Annotated in this window: 15 protein-coding genes; 9 read left to right on the top strand and 6 right to left on the bottom strand. The window is 35.5% G+C overall.

The genetic code is table 11. The annotated features are described in order from the left end of the window. The first annotated feature begins 33 nt into the window (after positions 1 to 33). The 7 genes from HM983_RS10640 to HM983_RS10610 all read left to right on the top strand — a co-directional run bounded on the left by HM983_RS10640 (position 34) and on the right by HM983_RS10610 (position 5,801). On the top strand, positions 34 to 477 hold the full coding sequence (locus HM983_RS10640) for a DUF1569 domain-containing protein (RefSeq protein WP_179345424.1): 444 nt from the start codon (positions 34 to 36) through the stop codon (positions 475 to 477). Positions 478 to 574: 97 nt separating this feature from the next. Beyond that, positions 575 to 1,165, top strand: coding sequence for an FMN-binding negative transcriptional regulator (locus HM983_RS10635; RefSeq protein ID WP_179345423.1), 591 nt, complete (start codon positions 575 to 577; stop codon positions 1,163 to 1,165). A 3-nt stretch (positions 1,166 to 1,168) separates the two neighbouring features. Next, positions 1,169 to 1,525, top strand: a complete 357-nt coding sequence (locus HM983_RS10630) for a DUF1622 domain-containing protein (protein WP_179345422.1) — start codon at positions 1,169 to 1,171, stop codon at positions 1,523 to 1,525. A gap of 75 nt (positions 1,526 to 1,600) precedes the next feature. Beyond that, positions 1,601 to 2,488, top strand: coding sequence for a dienelactone hydrolase family protein (locus HM983_RS10625; protein ID WP_179345421.1), 888 nt, complete (start codon positions 1,601 to 1,603; stop codon positions 2,486 to 2,488). Between the two features lie 95 nt (positions 2,489 to 2,583). Then, complete coding sequence (locus HM983_RS10620) at positions 2,584 to 4,428, top strand: PLP-dependent aminotransferase family protein (protein ID WP_179345420.1); 1,845 nt, start codon at positions 2,584 to 2,586, stop codon at positions 4,426 to 4,428. 113 nt (positions 4,429 to 4,541) lie between these two features. Continuing rightward, entirely contained in the window at positions 4,542 to 4,841 is a 300-nt protein-coding gene (locus HM983_RS10615) for an immunity 53 family protein (RefSeq protein WP_179345419.1), read from the top strand. Positions 4,842 to 4,931: 90 nt separating this feature from the next. Then, a complete protein-coding gene (locus tag HM983_RS10610) occupies positions 4,932 to 5,801 on the top strand; it encodes a hypothetical protein (RefSeq protein ID WP_179345418.1) in 870 nt (289 codons plus the stop codon). 239 nt (positions 5,802 to 6,040) lie between these two features. Here the strand turns inward: HM983_RS10610 and HM983_RS10605 are convergent, their stop codons facing one another. From HM983_RS10605 to HM983_RS10580, 6 genes are all read right to left on the bottom strand, one after another. Further along, on the bottom strand, positions 6,041 to 7,393 hold the full coding sequence (locus HM983_RS10605; protein WP_179345417.1) for a UDP-N-acetylmuramate--L-alanine ligase: 1,353 nt from the start codon (positions 7,391 to 7,393) through the stop codon (positions 6,041 to 6,043). Between the two features lie 197 nt (positions 7,394 to 7,590). Next, positions 7,591 to 8,994 (bottom strand): TolC family protein, encoded by a 1,404-nt coding sequence (locus HM983_RS10600; RefSeq protein ID WP_179345416.1) that lies wholly within the window; start codon positions 8,992 to 8,994, stop codon positions 7,591 to 7,593. 2 nt (positions 8,995 to 8,996) lie between these two features. Beyond that, on the bottom strand, positions 8,997 to 10,346 hold the full coding sequence (locus HM983_RS10595; protein WP_179345415.1) for an HlyD family secretion protein: 1,350 nt from the start codon (positions 10,344 to 10,346) through the stop codon (positions 8,997 to 8,999). Positions 10,347 to 10,357: 11 nt separating this feature from the next. After that, positions 10,358 to 12,016, bottom strand: a complete 1,659-nt coding sequence (locus tag HM983_RS10590) for a peptidase domain-containing ABC transporter (RefSeq protein ID WP_179345414.1) — start codon at positions 12,014 to 12,016, stop codon at positions 10,358 to 10,360. A 2-nt stretch (positions 12,017 to 12,018) separates the two neighbouring features. Beyond that, a complete protein-coding gene (locus tag HM983_RS10585) occupies positions 12,019 to 12,696 on the bottom strand; it encodes a TetR/AcrR family transcriptional regulator (RefSeq protein WP_179345413.1) in 678 nt (225 codons plus the stop codon). A gap of 109 nt (positions 12,697 to 12,805) precedes the next feature. Beyond that, complete coding sequence (locus tag HM983_RS10580) at positions 12,806 to 13,759, bottom strand: tetratricopeptide repeat protein (protein WP_179345412.1); 954 nt, start codon at positions 13,757 to 13,759, stop codon at positions 12,806 to 12,808. A 178-nt stretch (positions 13,760 to 13,937) separates the two neighbouring features. Here HM983_RS10580 and HM983_RS10575 point away from each other — a divergent pair, with 178 nt between their 5' ends. Together HM983_RS10575 and HM983_RS10570 are read left to right on the top strand one after the other, a co-directional pair. After that, positions 13,938 to 20,087, top strand: coding sequence for an alpha-2-macroglobulin family protein (locus tag HM983_RS10575; protein ID WP_179345411.1), 6,150 nt, complete (start codon positions 13,938 to 13,940; stop codon positions 20,085 to 20,087). 90 nt (positions 20,088 to 20,177) lie between these two features. After that, positions 20,178 to 21,749 (top strand): hypothetical protein, encoded by a 1,572-nt coding sequence (locus HM983_RS10570; RefSeq protein WP_179345410.1) that lies wholly within the window; start codon positions 20,178 to 20,180, stop codon positions 21,747 to 21,749. Positions 21,750 to 21,785 lie beyond the last annotated feature (36 nt).

Raw genomic sequence — 21,785 nt, 5'->3', positions numbered from 1 at the left:
TTGTAAATTTAAGCGTCTATTAAAATCAACAAAATGAAATCTATTTTTGAAGACCAAACGTATACTGAGATCAAAGAACGCTTAAACAATCTCAATGAGAACTCTACAGCAAGTTGGGGAAAAATGAATGTGGGGCAAATGGCCTGGCATTGTCAAGGCCCTTTTAATATTATGCTTCAAAAAAATGATTACGGCATGAAACCCAATTGGCTCGCAAAAGTATTTTTTAAAAAATCACTTTATAACAATAAGCCATGGAAAAAAGGACTGCCCACAGCTAAATTTTTAAAAACAAAAGACCACAAAATTTTTCAAGCTGAGAAAGCAATTCTTGAAATTCTAATTGACGAAGCTCACGCCCAAAAAAACAAAACGGAATGGAATCCACACCCTGCATTTGGGTATTTTACAGCACAACAATGGGGACAAATGCAATATAAACATATGGATCACCACTTACGGCAGTTTGGAGTTTGATCTATAAAAATTTAAGAATAATTAATTCTGATTTATCCATGTGTTTTTAAATCATCTTCCATACAACTACAAGCTCAGTATATTAGAGCAACACAACATGAACTATCCTCCAAAACACCATCAAGATAACAACATTAATCACATGATTGATGTTATTAAAACATACCCTTTAGCTACAGTCATTTCTATAAAAGACAATGAACCATTAATCACACATTTACCGTTAGTTTATGAAGAGGGTAAACTCATTGGCCATATAGACATCTATAATCCGCAAGCCAAATTACTTAAAAACAATAATGAGGTTGCAGTAATTTTCTCAGGGCCAGAATGTTATATTTCGCCAAGCATCTATTCGACCACGCAACTCCCAACCTGGAATTATATAAAAGTTCATTTAACAGGTACAGCAAAAGCCATTGAAAGTAAGGCGGCATTGAAACAATCCTTAATTACAATGACTAAATTTCTAGAAGCTCCAGAACACAAATATGTGTTAGAAGCAAACAATCCACGACTAGATAGTAACCTTGCTTATATAGAAATGTTTGAAATTGAAATAAAAAACTGGGATGGTAAATTTAAACTTTCGCAGGACAAAAAACCGAAAGACATTAAAGCTGCTAGAGAAGAATTAGTGAGAGTAAACCAAGAAAGCATCAGGCATTTTATCGATAGAATTTTTTAAAACATGGAAGAAATAGACAACATAGTTAGTCAAGCAGCAAAAATCACAGAGATTATAGGGATCTTAATCATTTTTTTTGGCGTAATTTATTCCTTACTACAATTCCTCTATAAACTAGCCAAATCATCAGAATCCAAATATATGACGCTTAGGATTTCACTTGGCAAATGTATTTTACTAGGATTAGAGATTCTAATTGCTGCAGATATCATGGCTACAGTTGTAACAATACCAGATCTTAAGTCCGTAGTTACACTCGGTATAATTGTTATTATTCGAATAATTTTAAGTTTATCCATTCAAGTTGAATTGGAGGGTAAGTTTCCATGGCAAAAAGAGAAAACCGACGAAATACTTTAGAATATACCTCTATTTCATAGACGAATCAATCAATTTAATCAGTAACTTTAAAAGGCAATTCAAATAAGTCACAAAATGAAAGATTTAAAAAAAGAAGACATCAAACAAGAAGTATTTGACCTGTATGATGATTACGCCCATAACAAGCTCAACAGAAAGCAATTTATAGAGAAACTAGGTATATATGCAGTTGGCGGTTTAACGGTGTCTTCTCTTTTAAGCTTTATGTCCCCAAATTATTTAGATTCGCTTTTAGTAAAACCAAACGATCCCACTTTGGATTCTGGTTACATTACTTACAAATCTCCAAAAGGTGGTGGTACAATAAAAGGTTTACTATCTCAACCAAAAGATCATAAAAACAAATTACCAGGTGTTATTGTTGTTCATGAAAACAGAGGATTAAATCCCTATATTGAAGATGTGGGAAGACGTACTGCGAAAGAAGGTTTTATTTCTTTAGCTCCCGATGCATTAACTCCACTAGGAGGTTATCCTGGAAATGACGATGACGGAAGAGCTCTACAAAAACAACGCAACCAACAAGAAATGCTCGAGGATTTTATTGCAGCTTTTCACTATCTCAAAAATCACGAAAATTGTGACGGTAATGTTGGAGTTGTAGGTTTTTGTTTTGGAGGATGGATCTCTAACATGATGGCCGTTCGTTTACCAGATCTGGGAGCCGCAGTGCCGTATTATGGTAGACAACCTGAACCCGAAGACGCCAAAAAAATTAAAGCTCCACTTCTACTCCAATATGGCGAATTAGACACTAGAGTAAATGCTGGTTGGCCAGCGTTCGAACAAGTTTTAACAGAGAACAATATTGAGCATACCGCTTATATTTATCCCGAAGTCAATCATGGATTTCACAACAATACCACTCCACGTTATGACAAGGAAGCTGCGCAATTATCCTGGGAAAGAACTATGGCATTTTTTAAGAAGCATTTAAAGTAAAAAAGTTTTCAAATATGGTGTTATAAAACCTGCCGGAAGGTTTCCAATAAAAACTAACTAACGTATCTTTACAAGTTTATAGTAAGATACATTTTATGGCCAAAGTAAACATCAGAAATTATATTAAATCGGTATTGAAAAATATGCCGTCAGATTGGTTAAACCTCACCACTCATAGACTCGATATTTATAATGAGGAATTAGCAAAAACACAGTTTTTAGACCAATTTGAAATTTTATATAAATCTGAAAACTCTGTAAAATCTGCACTCAAAGCTTTACCAACTGCTTACGATTACATTCGTCTAGGACATCCTTTGTCTTCCGTTTTAGAATGGACTATTGCTAAACTGCATAAAATAAATCCCGAAAATGTGATTAGTTTTTCATCACATACCGCTTCAATTTTAGCAATTCTAAGAACCAACTTATTAGCTAATAAAAACACTCAAATCTTATACAACGAAACATTACCCGAATCTTTTGATACTGAACTCATTAATCACGTTTATGGTTATCATTTTAAATTGAAAAAAGTTGAAACCGATAAAAGCATTCCTGATTTTAATGGTACCACTATTTTAGTTTCAAAACAAAGTGACATTTCTAACATTGAGCTTAATGCTAAAGTCGATTTTTATATCAACCTTTATGAAAATCTTGGTAGTATTTTAATTGCAAATGGAAAGGAAAATGAAAATTACGTTTCGGCCATTCAGCATGTGCGACGACGTGAAACCATTGCCATGACACCTTCGGACTGTCTTATAGCTTTGGAAGCCTTTATAGAACAATCGTCCTTACAATCGCAATCCACCAACACTGAAGCAAATAAAAAAAGCGTACTAAGCCTCATCAAAGAGGTAACTGGCACAACGGCTCAACCTTTGGTTGGCTCAAGCGGACTATCTGTGCAATATGCAATAATGATGGGATTGATTGACGATGCTTTAGAACTTCACAAGGGCAAAGCCATTAAGTTTGTAGTACCACCAAATTGTTATGGTGGCACCAATGACCAAGCACGTCGTGTAGCTGCTTGCCTCGATAATGTGGACGTTGTAGATTTACCTGTAGATGGCGATAACGATATGGTAAAGAGTGTCAATAACGTTTTAGACCAAATTGCCCATGAAGATGGGATTCCCTACATCATTGCCGAAATCCCGACCAATCCACGTGTGGAAGTTCCAGATCTTGAAGCTCTAAAAGCAGCGTTAACAAAACATCGAAAAACGAAAAACGGCAACAATGCTGTCGACCCTGTTTTTATCTTGGATCAAACCTTTTGTCCTAATGTTCAGTTTTTGGCTGAAGGTGAAATACTCTCTACCGTAAGATCAATTTCTTATGCCAGTGGTTCAAAATTTCCAAGTGGCGGAAAATGTACAGCTGGTTATTTGGTAGCCAACAAAAAAGCAGAAAGTTTATTGAGTAAAATCGAAACACATCTAATACTTTGCGATAATGAAGCTACGGCAAATCAGTACCATCTTCTGGCGGAACAAATGCCATCTATGAATGAGCGTATTGCAAAGGCTTACAAAAATACGCGTGAGTTTGTCAACTTTATCGAGAAGACCTTGCCTGAAGCTAAAATCAATTTCGTGTCTGAGGAATTGGCCGAACAAGGTTTTACACCATCCGTGTTCTCATTAGACTTACCTACAAAAGGAAATTCTGCTGAAGAAAAAGAAGATTACAAGCGAAAACTGAATCATAAATTAATCAATTTAATGATTACGGAAATCCCTGATGAAAGTAAGTATTGTGTAAGTTACGGACAGCTAAAAGGTTGTTACTGGACCATACCTGCTACCTCAACTCAGGGCACTACCAAAGAAGGTGACAAGGATTATATTGCACGTGTTTCCGTGTCCCCTGATTTGGATTTGGAAAAGCACAAGGAGGTTTTTTTGGATTTTGTTGAAAGTATTTAAAAGACCTATCGTTTTGCAATGCAAAGTGATTTCTATGAAAATAAATTTTCATTTCAACCAATACTCAAGGTAACACACAAAAAAAATCAATTAACTTGAAAAGTTAAACACAAATGGAAATTTTAGACTGGATACAAGATTGGTTCGAAGATAATTGTGATGGTGAATGGGAAAAGGATGAAGTGATTCAAATTACCAATTTAGCAACGCCAGGATGGGAAGTCGAAATTGATATTTCAAAAACATCCATAGCGAATTTAGAAATCAAATGGATTCTTAACGAAATAAATCGCCAAGATTGGTATGGCGTAAAGGTTGAAAATCAGAAATTCCTAGCAGCTGGTGATGCTGGAAAACTTGTTTTTCTTTTGGATCTTTTTAAGCAGATGATTGTTAAGGTAGAAAATACATAGTATTTGACTTTATCAAAAATTTCACCGAACTTCGCTATCGACTGATATAAGTCATTGAAACGACGTCATATCATTAAAGTTAGGGCATATATGATGAAGTTCAACTGCTACATAGTGATAAGAGTACTTGGAGGCATAAGTGCACTTATGATTCTGTTTGTAATGAGTGGATGCAGCTTCTTCGCAAAACCATTAGAACTCTCTAGTGAGCACTTTCTATTCACTGCAACGACACAAACAAGCTCGATGGAAGAGATGCAGGAAGGCATTAAGCGAGCAGAAGAATTATATATCGCCTTAACTAAGATTTTTCCCACGGACTTTCAACTTGATTCAATTATTGTTGTAAAGCTAAATGGTAACTATGAAAGTCAGGGGCCATATGTTGATGGTGACGGAACTATAGAGCTATGGCGCTACTCAGCTGCTGAAGGCGGCTACTGGTCACTTTTCACTCATGAACTGGTGCATGCAATTGCCTTTGACACCTCTGCTAAGCTCGGGGCACTAGAGTGGGCGTCTCTCGGTTTCTACAATGAGGCCTGGGCGGAGTACGTAGCACAACTCATCGACCCGGAAAAGACAGGCTTCCCATTTTACGGTTTTAACGAAAACGTGGTTGCGGGTCACTGGGTATCCCAAGGTGGTCCAACACTTGCATTACTTCGAACGTCACATGAAGAACTCAACCTGTCGTGTGCACATCAGTCCTACACGATGCGTGCATCATGGTTCCGATTTGTTGACGAAACCTACGGCCGTCATGCCGCATTGGACATTATGTATGGGGGACGGGAAATGACATCAGAGGTTGTTGAGGAAATCCTAGGTGACTCATTGTTGATAGTTGATGATGCATGGCAAACATGGGTTCTTGAGCGTTATGCATTATATCCGGGAGCTGATGCTGAAGCTGCCTCTTATCGTGGCAATATCTCATATTATCAGCCTTGTCAATAACTTTTAACAGAGCGTTACTGGCTCAATCATTATAATTACATGCCCTAACAATATGTATGGTGCATTTGCTCCCTTTGGGAAGCAAACGCACCATACATTCAACGATAGCGAAACATCTAAAATAATTTTGTAACCTCAAAAAAATCCAAACTTTTTTTGTCATTCCACACTTGATGCGGAATCCAAAAGTGTAGTGAAATTATGATGAGATCCTGAAACAAGTTCAGGATGACAAAGCTTTAAAAAAGCCTTGTCACCTCACCAAGATCTAAACCACCATAATTACCAGAGCTCATTAATAATAACGACTTGTTTTCAAAATCCTGAGAAAACAAAAAGTCTTTAAATTCAGCAGGATTGGTGTAAATGACTAAATCATCACGCTCAAAGGCATTGGCAATTTGTTCTTTAGTGACTTCCTCTAGCTTTTTGATCTCAACGGCATGTGGCGAATAGAATACCACAGCAACATCTGCAGCATCCAATGCACCTTTGTATTCTTTTAGGAATTCGGCATTGAGGCTACTGTAGGTATGTAATTCTAAACACGCAACTAAAGTCCTATCGTTATATTGTTCCTTTACGGCTTTGGTTGTAGCTTCAACCTTACTTGGTGAATGTGCAAAATCTTTATAAGCTACACTTTTTGAATTTTCAGCAATTTTTTCCAAACGCTTGCTCGCTCCTTTAAAGGTTGAAATGGCTTCGTAAAAATCGTCTTCGTCAACGCCCATGTGTTGGCATATCCACTTGGCTCCTGCTAAATTATTGAGGTTATGCGCACCGAAAATTTCAATAGGCATTGGACCTTCTGGAGTTTCCAAAAGGGTTTCGCCATCTTCAACTGTATAATCTGGTGTTTGGTAGGGAATTTTTCGGATTGGGTTTTCCGAAGCTTCCACAACACGTTTCACCTCATCATCTTCTTCATTATAGTTAATACTCCCTCCCGTCACAATAGAATCTACAAAAATGCTAAACTGCTCCACATAATTTTCATAGGTTGGAAACACGTTGATATGATCCCAAGCAATGCCACTTAACAACGCTATATTAGGTTTGTACAAATGGAATTTTGGTCGTCTGTCTATGGGTGAACTTAAATATTCATCACCTTCTAAAACTATAAAGTCATTGTCTTCCGTAAGTTTTACCATAACGTCAAAACCTTCGAGTTGTGCTCCCACCATATAATCAACATCTCTATCGTGATAATGCATCACATGTAAAATCATAGAGGTTATCGTTGTTTTTCCGTGGCTTCCACCAATAACCACTCGTGTTTTATGTTTGGCTTGTTCGTATAGAAATTCAGGATAGCTGTAGATTTTCAAGCCAAGGTCTTGGGCTTTTAGTAATTCAGGATTATCGGCTTTGGCATGCATTCCCAAAACAATCGCATCTAAATCCATAGTAATCTTTTCAGGAAACCAACCGAAAGTTTGGGGCAGTATTCCTTTAGCCTCCAATCGTGATTGAGATGGGTCAAAAATTTCGTCATCGCTACCTGTGACCTGATAACCCTTATTATGTAGTGCCAAAGCAAGGTTATGCATGGCTGCACCACCAATGGCTATAAAGTGTACGTTCATTTCTAAATTTATGTGAGGTAAAAATAGTGTAAGTTTTTTGAAGTATAAAGCTTGTAACCGTACTCTTCTGTGATTCTTGCAAAAGCAGGAATCCAAAATATTTTAAATCTTTTCAGACTAGATTTCTACTTTCACAAGAATAACAAACTAGTCGTGAACCTAGAGTAAATTTACTTCTGTCGAAAACAAAGAAGCTTTTACAATTCTGGGCTCACAGCCAAACTATTAAACAATTTAGCTTTTGTATCAAAAAACTTATTTTGTATTTCGATAGCTTTTAATTGTCCATTGATTAATTTAGATTCTCTTGAGTTGACTAAAAATAACGAACTCTCACCTAGCTCAAATTTTCGTTCTTCGGCTAATAACATGCGCTGGTAATCTTCTACCATTTGCAACGTAATCTGGTTTTGAATCGTATAAGATTGCAATTCTTGTTTGAGGGCACTAATTTTATTTTCGAGATTGACTCTTGTGGCACCAATTTCGAATTCTGTATCCTGTAATTTTATCTTAGCCAACTTTAAATCGCCGCGTTCCTTTCTTAAAAACAATGGAAAACTAACATTGACTCCACCTTTGTACTCTGCCGTGTTAAACGACCTTGCAACTTCTGGTGTTTCGGACAAAAAGTTATACTCTACATCTATTCGTGGTAATAATTTGTTTGATTTTAAACGCGCATCGACTTCTAGACTTTGAAATTTGTAATCCAAAGACAACAATTTTGGGTGTGAATCGATAAAATTATCTGTACTCCGTAACTCACTTATATTAAAAACAACATCGACAATTGTCTCTGTATCAACATCTGGAATGACGTTGGGCTGTAATTCTACAGGTATATTATCTTCTAACCACAAATAATTAGACAACTGCAAAGTGGATTTTATAAGGTTTACCCTAGATTGCTCCAAACTAAGTTTTCTATTATTAAGAGCAATTCTGGCCTCAGTGGCATCAATTTCTGCATTTTCGCCTACCTCAACACCTTTTAAAATTCCGTTATATCTCAATTGGGCATTAACTAAAAAATTCTCGAATAACTTTAATTCATTGTAAGCCTTTAGCCAATCAAAATATAATATAGAGGCTTCATACAAAATGTTGTTAACATATATGTCACGATCTGCCTTAGCTTGCTCTCTGAATAATCGTGCCTGTTTTAAAGCTGCCATTCTATTGTTTATTAAAAGACCTTGTGCCAAGGGCACTGCAATACCTGCACTATACAATCCGTCTTCGGGCACAAAAGCTTCGGGATTCAAAAAGTCTCCTGTATTTTCTTCTAGCGTCGCTTTAAGTTCTATACCAAACCAGGTTGGTATTTTAAATGTTCCGTTGAGTTTATCATAGTATTCAGTATTCTTAAATTTTTTTCGGTCGTAATCCACTTCGATTTTTGGATCAAAGGCTCCTCTCGACTTTAAAAGGCTTGCCTGACTTTCGTCAATAACCAGTTCGGCCTGTTTTACAATAGGGTGAAATTTTTTCACCATGGCCAAGTACTCATCAAAACGCAACACATTGTTTAGAGCATCCGTTTGAGCATATCCAAAAAAACCTAATACTATTAAAAAAAATGTAAGTTTAAATTTCATTCTTATTTCTTTTTTGACTGCGGTTGAGCTTCTGGTTGATAATAATTTGGAGGGAAACCATTGAGTTTTCGCCATAACTCATACCAAATCGGCACATCATCCAGTAAAGCCATTGTAAAAGCTCCTGAGCCAGGTCTAATATCTTTTGGCCATTGGTGATCTTCTTCATCTGGCGCCAAAAGCACTCTGAATTTACCATTATCACTTATAAAATTTTCTATCGCTACCACTTTTGCACCGTAAGTACCATAGGATAGATTTGGCCAGCCGCTAAAGACGATTGCCGGCCAGCCATCAAACTGAACACGAAATTTCTCGCCAATGTGAAGTAATGGCAAATCGATTGGCTCTACAAATGTCTCTACTGCTAAATTGACCTTAGCAGGCATAATCCCCACCAACGGCTCTCCTTCTTTAAAAGTCTGGCCAACTCCACCTCTTATAGCTTTATTGATGTAACCATCGTAAGGTGCCTTAACAAAACGTAAAGAGTCGCGTATCTGATAATTGGAATATTCATTCTCCAACTTACTTACCTGCGCTTCCGTATCGAACTGGCTAGACTGTGCGGTAAATTTATCGCTCTGAGCTTTTGAAATTTTATCGGCATATTCCGCATTCACTCTTGAGATTTCGAATTGTGCGTTAAGTACTTCATTTTTACTCGCCAATAATTTATTTTGCTGAGAAATTAATTTTGCTTCGGTTTCCTGAAGTTTCAAACGTTTGTCCTCGACATCTCTTGTAGCCTTAAAACCTTCTTCTTGCAAGGTCACAGTTCGGTCAAACTGTCTTTGAGCAATCTGGTTGTTGGTTTTGGCTGCTTCAAAATCTATACTATCACTTTGTACTTTAAGCTTTGCTTGCATTAACTTATTTTTAGCTTGCTCAAATTTTAATTGGCGCTCGCTGTTTAATGCCGCAATTTGCCTGTCTAGAGCTTTTACTTTTTCGCCATAAGAACCTACAGACATGGCTTTAGCATTACGCTGTTGAGCGGTACGCGCTACCAAGTTTGGATCGAAATACTCGCTTTTTACTTCAGAGATTTTCATGATGGTATCTCCCTTTTTAACAAAATCCCCTTCTAAAACCATCCAATTCTCAATCCTACCAGGAATTGGCGACTGAATCGTCTGTGGCCTCTGGTCTGGTGTCAAGGTGGTGACATTTCCTCGTCCCGTGATATTTTGAGTCCAAGGTAAAAAAAGGATAAGCACACCAATGATGGCAAAGGCACCTAGAAAGCGATTGAAATATTTATAATATCTACCGTGAAATACGCGACTACCTGATTTTGAGTTTGTAATGTCTACGGACTTATGCAATTGGTTATTAGATATATTTAGCATTGTCTTTTTCTTTAAATAAGTTCACCATTTTTAAGCGTAATAACCTCTTTGCAACTCAGTGACCAATCATTTGTTGCACTCACCACGATGAGCGCCCAAGGATTAGAATCATCGGTTAAGAATGAAATGATTCTCTGGGCTTCGTCGTTCTCAAAATATTGTAATGGATCTTCTAGAATCAAAACTCTTGGCTGGTCTACTATGGCTCTAGCTAATACTATTTTTTTTGCAACCGTTGCGGAAGTCTGTTTACCTTCAGGATATAAAACCGTATTAAGACCTTGAGCACTTTGTTTTACAAACTCATACAATCCTGTTTTATCAATGGCCCACATTAGCTGGTCGTCTGATATATCTGGATTACCAAAGGTGATATTCTCCCTAATGGTACCTTCGAACGGTGTTTCGTCCGCCAGAGACATACCCAAATGTGATCGGTAGTGATTTAGATTTATGTTTTTCAACAAATATTTATCTAAAAATACTTTACCCTTAGTGGGTTCTATAATGCCACCAATGAGACGTAGTAAACTCGATTTGCCAGAACCACTCTCGCCTCGGATCAACAATCTACTTTTCGAATTGATTTTTAAAGTAATATCTTTTAAAATCGGTTTTTCTCTATTTGGCACTTTGTATGAGGCGTTATCCAATTCTATGACAAAGTTTTCTTTAAATTCTGGTTTATCGCCTTCTTGGGGTTCAAGTTCTTTATCTACCACCTGTCCCATTTTTTCAAGAGATGTGAGTACATCATAGAAGGACTCTAAACCGAGAATTAGTTTTTCAACTGACGCAATAACTAAAAGTATAATGATTTCTGCCGCCACGAATTGACCGATGTTCATTTCTTGATTCAACACCAACAAACCACCAATTAACAATAAACCAGCCGTGACTATTACTTTAAACCCAATCATTTGAATAAACTGAATGACCAATACTTTAAAATGGCTTTCACGGGCTTTTAGATAATCATCGACTAATTGATCATTTTTATTTACAGCAAGGGTTGTTTTTCCGGATAACTTAAAACTTACAACTGCTCTAGCCACTTCTTGAATCCAGTGTGCTACTTTATATTTGTTTTTAGATTCCGAAAGACTTGTCTCCATGCCTCTTCTTGCTGTAAACTTAAATACAACGTAAATAAGCAATAGAAGAATGAAACCAAAAGCGATGAAGAACGGATGATAAAAAGACAATAAAATCAATGCAAATAAAATTTGCAAAATTGCAGCAGGCACATCGACCAAAATTTTTGCCAATCCCTTCTGAATGTTGAGGGTATCAAAAAACCGGTTAGCTAATTCTGGTGGATAATAGTTGCGCAATTCATTCATTTTCAATTTTGGAAAGCGGTAAGTAAACTCAAAGGATGCTCTAGTAAAAATCCGTTGTTGTATCGTTTCTATAATACGCATTTGCATTAACTGTAAAATCCCCACAAAAGCAACACCAACTGTAACCAAAATAACTAAAATAACCCAAGATGTACTTACTTGCGCTCCTTGAATTAAATTAATAATCGCCTGAATTCCCAGTGGTAACGTCAGTGCCACAATACCAGAAAAGACAGCATAATATATAACTTGCAAAACATCCCGTTTTTCCAGTTTTAATAAACCGACTAATCTTTCCCAAGGTGACATAATTTGTTTAGTATTCATACTTAATATTTGGTTATTGAATTAATGGTTAATTGCGTAAAAAATTCTGTTGGGCTTACCTGTTTACCACAATCGGTAATGGAAGAAAAATGATCTTTCAAGAAATGTTGGTGCAATGCACCTTCTACAATTGTACTGGCCAAACTCAAGGCAAATTGGTATTTTGGGTTGATTTCTAAAATCATAGTTTTTAAGCGCTTTATTAAACGTTTATATACTTCAAAATACCCTTCCTTATTTTCCGTATCGACCTCTTTAGTTAAAAAGGATTTAGAATTTTCATTAATGATGATTCGATTTAAAACCACTTCGTTAATATGGGATATCGTAGTATCTTCTTTAATGGTGCGAGTTACAATCTCAATTGCCTTTACCAACTTTTCTTCTGGGTCTGGTAAGTTGTGAGAAGCAAATACCAATTGATATTCAATCCAAGCCCAATACCATGAGGTCAAATAAAGCAAAAGTTTATGTTTGCTCTCGAAATAACGGTAGATTGAACTTTCGTTCGAGCCAATTTTAGCACCCAATTTCTTGAAAGTAAAATTATCAAAGCCAATTTCATCTATTAATAAAATACTATTCTCAACAATTCGTTTGCCTAAAGCTGAGGATTCTGGATCTTTAATATAAATTTTATTGGGTACTGCAATTTTTATATTTGAAAGTAAATCAATCATATTTAAAATATTTAATTGCAAATATAATAGTATTACTATTAATTTTAACTTTTTAACAAAAAATTATGCCACAATGTCTGCGGCATTCTATCATCTATAAATTTGAATTTTAGAGTTTGGTGATTGTGTTCTTTTCCTCTTTAAACACATCAATATCCGGCAAACCGTCTATGGCTTTATCAATCCATTTTAAAGCTTCCGTTTTATTCTGCTTATGTTTATGGATTTGAGCCAACCTGTAATATGCCCAGGCTTTGGGAACTCCATCTTTTGCAGAATGATTGGATAAATAGGCATTTAGGCATTTTTCTCCCTTTTCTAATTGGATATTATAATCGGCAGCAACTTTGCCTATTTGGTAGTGTAGTGAATTGCGTTGATGTTTTTGCTGAGCGACCTCCATATTACCAATAGCCTTATCTGGCTGGTTTTGTTTTTCATAAAAACTTGTTAGCTTTTCGTAGCAGGTAATAGAACCTCCAACTTTTATGGCTAACCTATAATACTTTTCTGCTAGTTCTGGTTCGTCGTCATATTCGTAAACATATCCCTTTGCTAAATAACCATCAACTTTAGATAAGTTTTCTAATTCATCAGCATACTTTAAAGCTTTTGAAAAGCTCCCGCCAACAATGCCTGGCAGAGACACATACAATTCCACCAAAGCCCAACGCGCATCAATATGTTTTGAATCTAGTTCGGCCGCTTTTAAAAATGATGATTTTACATCACCAATAATTCCTAACGCTTTAATTTTACTAATACTCAATGCTTTCATACCTAATGCACCACCATATTTATAGTGGTAATCTGCATTGCTAGGTTCTTTTTTTACTAATTTTTCGTATTGATTAATAGATTCATCCCATTTTTTTTGATGACCATATGCATCACCTAATAATTCTATAGCTTCCTTATCATTGGGATTTGACTCTAAATAGATTTGCATTTCGCTCTGAGCGTTTTGGTATTGCTTTTTGTCCATAAATTGCTGTGCATTGGTTTTAGGTGATTGTGAAAGACCTAAGGCTGAAATAAAAAATATCCAAAAAAATCTATACATTGAATTGCTATTTATACGGTAAAAATACGATTTCAAATTTAGTGCCAAAATCTCATTTGTTAACGTAATGTTTCACTAACAAATTGCTTAACTTCACTCATTGAAAGCCACACTTTACGTGTTTCTGTTTTTTTTGGAATACCTTTTGAAGGTACTTTGACAAACATTTCCATCTGCCATGAAACAATATATATCTATACTAATGCTTATATGCTTCGCCACTTTTACATATGCACAAAACATCTTTAGTGGTCAGTGGAAAGCTGTTACTAAACTTGAAAACGAAGGTCTCACAAAAAGTGCGGCAGAACAGGTTGAAGACATTTACCAAAAAGCGATTAAAGAAAACGATAAACCACAACGCATCAAAGCACTTCTTTATAAAAGTAAATACATGCTCACGCTAGAAGAAGATGCGCAAATAAATATCGTCGACCTTTTTAAATCTGAAATTGCTTCTGCAGATACCATAACAAAACATCTGTTAGAAAATATGCTGGCCAATCTCTATTGGCAGTATTTTCAACAAAATCGCTATAAATTTTATGATCGAACAACAACGGAAGCCAAAGTCGACGAGGTGGATTTTAGAACTTGGGATTTAGAAACCCTTTTTAATGAAATACACACCTATTACCAACGTTCGCTTCAGGATAAGAATTTGCTTCAAGATGAAAACTTGGATAAATACAGTGTATTGATTCATGAAGTAAAGAACTCAAAAGACTATCGTCCTATGCTGTATGATTTATTGAGTCACAATGCGTTAGAATTTTATAAAACGGATGAAAATAGCATCACCAAACCATCTTATAAATTTACAATTGATGATACCGAATACATTACCAATAGTGAGAAATTTATTCAACTCAATTTAATATCAAAAGATTCATTGTCTTTACAGTTGAATGCGCTTAAAATCTATCAAAATTTGTTGCAGTTTCACAGTAAGGATATGAATTCTAAAGCATTTGTTGCCGTGGATATTGAGCGCCTTCAATTTGTGCTTGAACATGCCACATTTCAAAATAAAGAAGTATTATACCTTGAGTCCCTTAAACAAAAAGCTTTGGCATTACAGGATTCACCTTTATCTTCTCTATACAATTTTGAAATTGCTGCCGCATACCAACAACAAGGGTTAAGATATCAAAGCAACCAACTGCAAGGTGAAGAAGAAATGGCGCATCGTTGGAAACTCAAAGAAGCCTTGGAACTTTGCAACCAAGTTATTTCTGCTCATCCAAAAAGTGATGGAGCGGAAAAGTGCTACATCTTAAAACAAAACATTCTTCAACCCAATTTAAGATTACAAGCCGAAGAATTTTTACCGATTAACTCACCTTCAAAACTGTTGGTGACTTACAAAAATCTTTCCGCCCTAGATTTTAAAATTTTTAAAATTACAAAGTCTAAATTAGAGGCATACAACAAAATCCATAACACTGTTGCCAAGCAGAATTTCTTAAAAGCGTTAAATGAAGAAGTATCATTTTCTTCAACTTTAAAAAACGAAGGCGATTACCAACAGCATAGCACAGAGATTATTATTCCAAGATTGAAAAACGGCCTATATCTCATTCAAGCCATTACTAACACAGATGCCAATGTTTTTGGTGTAACACATTTTCAAGTTACGGATTTCGCTCTCATAGAGTCGAGCGACAACAATACTCACAATTACCAATTGATCGATAGAAACAATGGTAAACCAATTGTAGACGCAAAAATTGAAGTTGCTTATGTCCAGAATCAGTTCAACCGGGTTTGGAAGAAATCATTTACCACAGATCGATATGGTAAATTTCAATTTGAAAAAGATTACAACCGTTACAGGGATATTGAAGTAAAAGCCGTTTTGAACGGAGAAACCGCCTATTTTGGTGATTATTATATATCACAGAAATATGAACCACGAACAAACACCAATTTTCAATACACCAACTTTTTATTTACCGATCGTAGTATTTACAGACCAGGCCAAACTGTATATTTTAAAGGTATTTCCACTGAGAGAAAAGATGAAAAAGCAGAGGTTTATGCCGATCAACCAGCCCAAGTCCGCTTAAAAAATGTAAATGGAGAAGTACTGAGCGAACTTTCTTTACAAACCAATGAATTTGGTTCTGTTCATGGAGAATTCATTTTACCCAATGGTGGACTAACAGGTAACTTTTCTATTGAAATGTTCTGTGGTAATAGCGGTTACACCTATTTCTCTGTAGAAGAATACAAGCGCCCAAAATTCAAACCAGAATTCAACCCAGTTACAGATACTTTTAAGGTTAATGACAGTATTACGGTAAACGGAAAAGCCGTTGCTTTTGCCGGAAGCAATATCACGGACGCTAAAGTAGTGTATCGTGTAAAACGCCAAGTACAATATCCGAGTTGGTATTATTGGAGACGACCGTTTTTTAATTCCGAACCTCAGGAAATTACTTTTGGAGAAACACAAACCAATGACAAAGGGGAGTTTGATATTACATTTAAAGCCATACCAGATGAAAGTGTTTCAAAAGAGAATCTTCCTGTTTTCCGATATGAAGTTACTGCAGATGTTACGGATATAAATGGCGAAACACGGACGACTACAACAATTGTCAATGTTGGCCATCATACCATGACGGTTACGGTTAAGGCACCTCAACGCATAGATAAATCAAAGAAACAAGTTGCATTGTCTATTAACTCAAGAAATCTAAATGGAGAATATGTACATGCAAAAGGTACTATAACAATCTATAAGCTAGATGCGCCAGAAAATGTGCTACGCACCAGACCTTGGAATGCTCCAGATTATCAAGTGATTTCAAAAGATGAATTTAAAAACCTATTTCCTCACGAACCTTATGAAAACGAAGATAAGGTGACCAACTGGAAACGCGGTAAAGAAGTCTTCAGCACTACATTTAATACTGAAAAGAATAAAGACATCATCATTGATCATATAAATCGATGGGATTCCGGTAAATATATTATCGTTTTAGAAAGTAAAGATAAATTTGGATTAGAGATTAAGGATGAAGCTTTTGTTGACTTATATAACCATGACGACAAGAACGTAGCGGATAATCAACTTTTTGAAATGTATCTTAATAAAGACAGTTACGAAGCTGGAGATATTGCAAAATTAAATCTTTGTACTGCTGCGAAAGACATCACAGTAACTGTTGAAGTGGAAAAAAATAATAAAATTTTCATGACACAGTTAGTCAACCTCAGCGATTCAAAACAGACCATAAGCATTCCCGTTTTGGAAGGTGATTTAGGTGGCTTTGTTGTGCACTGTAGTTTTGCCGCATTCAACTCTTTTGTGTCCAAAAACATCAGGATTAATGTACCCTATCCAAAAACCGATTTACAAATTGAAACCCTAACTTTTAGAGATAAGCTACAACCAGGACAAGAAGAAACTTGGAGCTTTAAGATTAAGGGACCGCAAGGAGATAAAGTGTCTGCCGAGTTGTTGGCTAGTATGTACGATGCATCTTTGGACGAATTTAGAGGACATGACTGGAGTTTCAACCCAATCAGCAATCCTTCTTATTACGGAAGAATTAATAGAAACGCCAGACAGAGTTTCGGCACTACTAATTTTAGACTGTTTAATAATTTTGAAAGCATTCCAAGTTATCCATACCAAAACTATGATCGATTAAATTGGTTTGGGCTTTATTTTGGCAACAATTATAGGTTGAGACAAACCAGAGGAAACGTTTCTTATAGCAAAATAAGTTCGCCTGAAGCTATGATAGTTGAAGATGCAGCAGCTGAATCAACTTTGGATGAAGTTGTTGTAACCGGTTATGAAACAGCAGAAATGGAAGAAGCTGATTCATCAATACAAAATTCCAATAATGAATTTGAAAATAATGAAAAAGAATTAGATAGAGACAACATCCAAATCCGTAAAAACCTAAACGAAACCGCATTCTTCTTTCCGCAATTACAAACTGACGAAGAAGGCAACGTAAGTTTTAATTTTACAGCACCAGAAGCTCTTACCAAATGGAAATTGCAATTATTGGCACACACCAAAACTTTGGAAAGTACTGTAACGCAAATGGAAACAGTGACTCAAAAAGAATTGATGGTTATCCCAAATGCACCACGTTTCTTGCGAGAAGGAGACCAAATTACAATTAGTAGCAAAATCGCAAATCTTACGGAAAATAAGCTGTCTGGTTCTGCACAATTGATTTTAACAAATCCAATTACTGGAGAAAACATTAATAATAGCCTATTGATGACTAATACTCTGGAGTACACAGAAGCTAAAAATAAAAATGTCGGCTCGGGCACTTCAACAAGCTCAGCAACAATCTCAGCGACCAAAAACTTCAGCGTAGATTCTAAAGGCAATACACAAGTTTCATGGAATTTAACCATTCCAAATGGTACCGATGCCGTACAATACAAAGTTATCGCCAAGGCTGGAGATTTTAGCGATGGCGAGCAAAGCGCATTACCTGTTCTGAGCAACAGAATGTTGGTTACAGAAACCTTACCAATGTGGATTCGTTCTAATGAAACCAAAACGTTTACGTTAGATAAGCTGAAAAACCAAAATTCAACTACGCTCAATCATCACAAATTGACGTTAGAGATGACATCAAATCCAGCATGGTATGCCGTACAGGCATTACCATATTTAATGGAATACCCATACGACTGTAATGAGCAAACATTTGCACGTTATTATGCCAACGCATTGGCGCAGCACATTGTAAAATCCAATCCAAAGATTGAAGCGGTTTTCAACCAATGGGCCTCTCAGGAAGCCTTAATTTCTAACCTTGAAAAAAATCAAGAATTGAAATCGATTTTAATCCAAGAAACACCATGGTTACGTGATGCACATTCAGAAACTGAGCAAAAAAAACGTATCGGTTTATTATTCGACCTTAATAAAATGAATAATGAATTACAGTCTGCCATGCTAAAACTAAAAAACAACCAATACACTTCTGGTGCGTGGCCTTGGTTTAATGGTGGTCGTGACAACCGTTATATTACCCAACATATTGTTGGTGGTTTTGGACACTTAAAAAAATTGAATGTCGCTTCGAGCGAAGCAGAAATGCAAATGATCCAGAGGGCCGTTCAATATTTAGATGCTGAATTTATAAAAGAATACAATAACCTAAAAAAGCATAATGAAAATGTGGACTTGACCAAAGATCATTTATCACACATGCAACTTCACTATTTGTATGTTCGAAGCTTTTACCCTAAGATTAAGGCTTCAAAAGAAGTGAAGACCGTAATGGATTATTATAAAAATCAAATAAAGAAATACTGGTTATCACGTTCTTTATATGCAAAAGGCTTAATGGCGTTGGCAATGAACCGAATGGATGATGCAACTACAGCAAATAAAATTGTAAAGTCTTTAAAAGAAAACAGCATTAATTCTGAAGAATTAGGCATGTACTGGAAAAGCAATACCAATTCGTGGCACTGGTATCAAGCACCAATAGAAACACAATCCTTGTTAATTGAAGCTTTCGCTGAAGTTGGAACTGGCATCCAAAGTGAGTCAAAAAACCTTACGGACGTCGACAACATGAAAATTTGGTTACTTAAAAATAAGCAAACCAATCGATGGAAAACGACCAAAGCTACTACTGAAGCCGTTTACGCATTGCTTTTACAAGGTAGCGATTGGTTGAATGTTACAGATATGGTCGATGTAAGAGTTGGGAACAAAACCATTGACCCTTCAACTTTAGAAAATGTAAAATTAGAAGCTGGCACAGGTTACTATAAAACGTCTTGGACAGGTTCTGAAATTAAACCAGAAATGGCAGACGTTACTATTTCTAAAAAGGGTGACGGTATTGCCTGGGGCGCAATGTATTGGCAGTACTTTGAGGATTTGGATAAAATCACCTCTGCCGAAACACCATTGCAATTGAGTAAGAAATTATTCTTGAAAAAGAATACAGATAAAGGTGAGAAAATTTCAGAAATCACAAAAGAAACCGATTTAAAAGTTGGTGATTTAATCAGAGTTAGAATTGAATTACGAACTGACCGCAATATGGAATTCATTCACCTAAAAGATATGAGAGCTTCTGGTTTAGAGCCCATCAACGTATTATCGCAGTACAAATGGCAAGATGGTTTGGGGTATTACGAAAGCACTAAAGATGCAGCCACCAATTTCTTTATGGACTATTTACCAAAAGGAGTTTATGTCTTTGAATATGATCTTAGAGTAAACAATGCTGGTGATATGAGCAATGGAATTAGTACCATCCAAAGCATGTATGCACCAGAGTTTAGCAGTCATAGTGAGGGAGTTAGAATTATTGTAGATTAAGTAGAAGGTTTTAATATTTGAGGCTTTTTCCATATGATTTTAGTTTAGCGTTTATAAAAATTTATATTTGTTTACTAAACTAAATTTAACATGAAAAGAATTACACTACTACTATTATTGTTTTTCACCGTAACTTTTTCGGCACAAGAGGTCTTAATGGTTAAAAGTGAAATTTTCAAAGACTCCAAAAAGCATAGCAATTTGGTTTTTTCTTTAGAAGACGAAAATGGAGGTCTAATTACAATCCGATCGTTTCTTGGAGGACTTATACCAAAATTAAAAGGATACTACATACAACATTTTGATTCTGATCTAAATCTTATTAAAGAAATTGAATATGAAGTTAAAAACAAGCTCATAAAGAATGCGTTTATAAAAAACAATCAACTACATTTAATTGAATTTGAACATGATAAAAAGAGTGATCAAATAAAATTCAATTCGGTCTCTTCTGATATTGAGGATTTGAAATTTAGCACAAAAGAAATCATCTCTTTCTCTGAAGATAAATTGCAGAAATATTTCGGATTTGGCATATTCCCTTTTTTTATAGATAATTCGTCTAGATTAGATGGTAATCACCTTGGCGAGGTAGTATTATCAAGCCAGAACAATTTTTTCGTCATAAATTTTGATATCAAAAATAAAGATAAAGAAACCCACCAAGTTTTTGTTTTTAATACCAATTTCGAAAAAGTCTATGAGCAACTTATTCAGAAAGATATAAAAGACAAATTTTTTGAATACAATAGTATTGATGTAGATGATAAGGACGGCACAGTCTATTTTTTGGGTAAATCATTTGAAAATAAATCAAAAAAAACAAAAAAGAATGGCAAAGCGAACTACCACTTTGAACTCTATAAGGTTAATGCCAAAGGACAAAACAAGACCAATTTTAAATACGCTGATAAATTTATTTCTTCTTTAGAATTGATAAAACAAAACAATAGATTAGCCTGTGTGGGCTTTTATGGTAAGAAAGATGAAGGCAGATATAATGGTGTTTGCTTATTAAATCTGGATCCTAACAACTTAGCAATGCAGAACGAAAAATTCACGCCTTTTTCAGAAGAGTTTATGACAGATAAGTACGGCGATAAAAAAGGAAAGAAAGAACGAAAAAAGAAAAAAGGAGTAAACAACATTGATTTTAGAGGTGTATATATGATGGCAAATGGAGATATCATTGTTAATGCTGAAGAATTTTATGTCACAACACATACGTCCATGAGTGCTAACGGAGGAATGAGAACCTATTCCATTTATCATTTTAATGATATCATGAGTGTGAGATTAGATAAAGATGGAAATCTAAAATGGGCACGAAACATAAACAAGACACAAACTGGATTTACTAATAGTTCGTTCACATCGCTACCAGTTGGAGAAAATTTATACTTTTTTATAAACTGTTCTGATAAAATAAAAAAACTGACCGCTGATAGAATAGCTTTTAAACAAACTAATGCGAAAAAATCTAATCTATATATGATAATGATTAATGAAGGTGGTAATATTGATTTTAAAAAATTAATTGATGATAAGGAATCGAAAGTTTATTACAAAGTAAACAATGGTAATATTAATATCGATAACCAAACAGTTATATTAACAGGAAAACGAAAGAAGAAAACCAGAATACTAAAGCTGGCCATTTAAGCAAAAAGGCTTCCTAACGGAAGCCTTTTCTATTTT

Source organism: Winogradskyella ursingii (assembly GCF_013403975.1).
GTDB lineage: Bacteria > Bacteroidota > Bacteroidia > Flavobacteriales > Flavobacteriaceae > Winogradskyella > Winogradskyella ursingii.
The sequence above is the reverse complement of the archived record's forward strand: the minus strand, read 5'-3'. Positions and strand labels throughout refer to the sequence as shown.

Bases quoted from the DNA above. Each gene is read 5' to 3' on its own strand.
- HM983_RS10640 (WP_179345424.1), top strand. From the start codon at position 34: ATGAAATCTATTTTTGAAGACCAAACGTATACTGAGATCAAAGAACGC.
- HM983_RS10635 (WP_179345423.1), top strand. From the start codon at position 575: ATGAACTATCCTCCAAAACACCATCAAGATAACAACATTAATCACATG.
- HM983_RS10630 (WP_179345422.1), top strand. From the start codon at position 1,169: ATGGAAGAAATAGACAACATAGTTAGTCAAGCAGCAAAAATCACAGAG.
- HM983_RS10625 (WP_179345421.1), top strand. From the start codon at position 1,601: ATGAAAGATTTAAAAAAAGAAGACATCAAACAAGAAGTATTTGACCTG.
- HM983_RS10620 (WP_179345420.1), top strand. From the start codon at position 2,584: ATGGCCAAAGTAAACATCAGAAATTATATTAAATCGGTATTGAAAAAT.
- HM983_RS10615 (WP_179345419.1), top strand. From the start codon at position 4,542: ATGGAAATTTTAGACTGGATACAAGATTGGTTCGAAGATAATTGTGAT.
- HM983_RS10610 (WP_179345418.1), top strand. From the start codon at position 4,932: ATGATGAAGTTCAACTGCTACATAGTGATAAGAGTACTTGGAGGCATA.
- HM983_RS10605 (WP_179345417.1), bottom strand. From the start codon at position 7,393: ATGAACGTACACTTTATAGCCATTGGTGGTGCAGCCATGCATAACCTT.
- HM983_RS10600 (WP_179345416.1), bottom strand. From the start codon at position 8,994: ATGAAATTTAAACTTACATTTTTTTTAATAGTATTAGGTTTTTTTGGA.
- HM983_RS10595 (WP_179345415.1), bottom strand. From the start codon at position 10,346: ATGCTAAATATATCTAATAACCAATTGCATAAGTCCGTAGACATTACA.
- HM983_RS10590 (WP_179345414.1), bottom strand. From the start codon at position 12,016: ATGAATACTAAACAAATTATGTCACCTTGGGAAAGATTAGTCGGTTTA.
- HM983_RS10585 (WP_179345413.1), bottom strand. From the start codon at position 12,696: ATGATTGATTTACTTTCAAATATAAAAATTGCAGTACCCAATAAAATT.
- HM983_RS10580 (WP_179345412.1), bottom strand. From the start codon at position 13,759: ATGTATAGATTTTTTTGGATATTTTTTATTTCAGCCTTAGGTCTTTCA.
- HM983_RS10575 (WP_179345411.1), top strand. From the start codon at position 13,938: ATGAAACAATATATATCTATACTAATGCTTATATGCTTCGCCACTTTT.
- HM983_RS10570 (WP_179345410.1), top strand. From the start codon at position 20,178: ATGAAAAGAATTACACTACTACTATTATTGTTTTTCACCGTAACTTTT.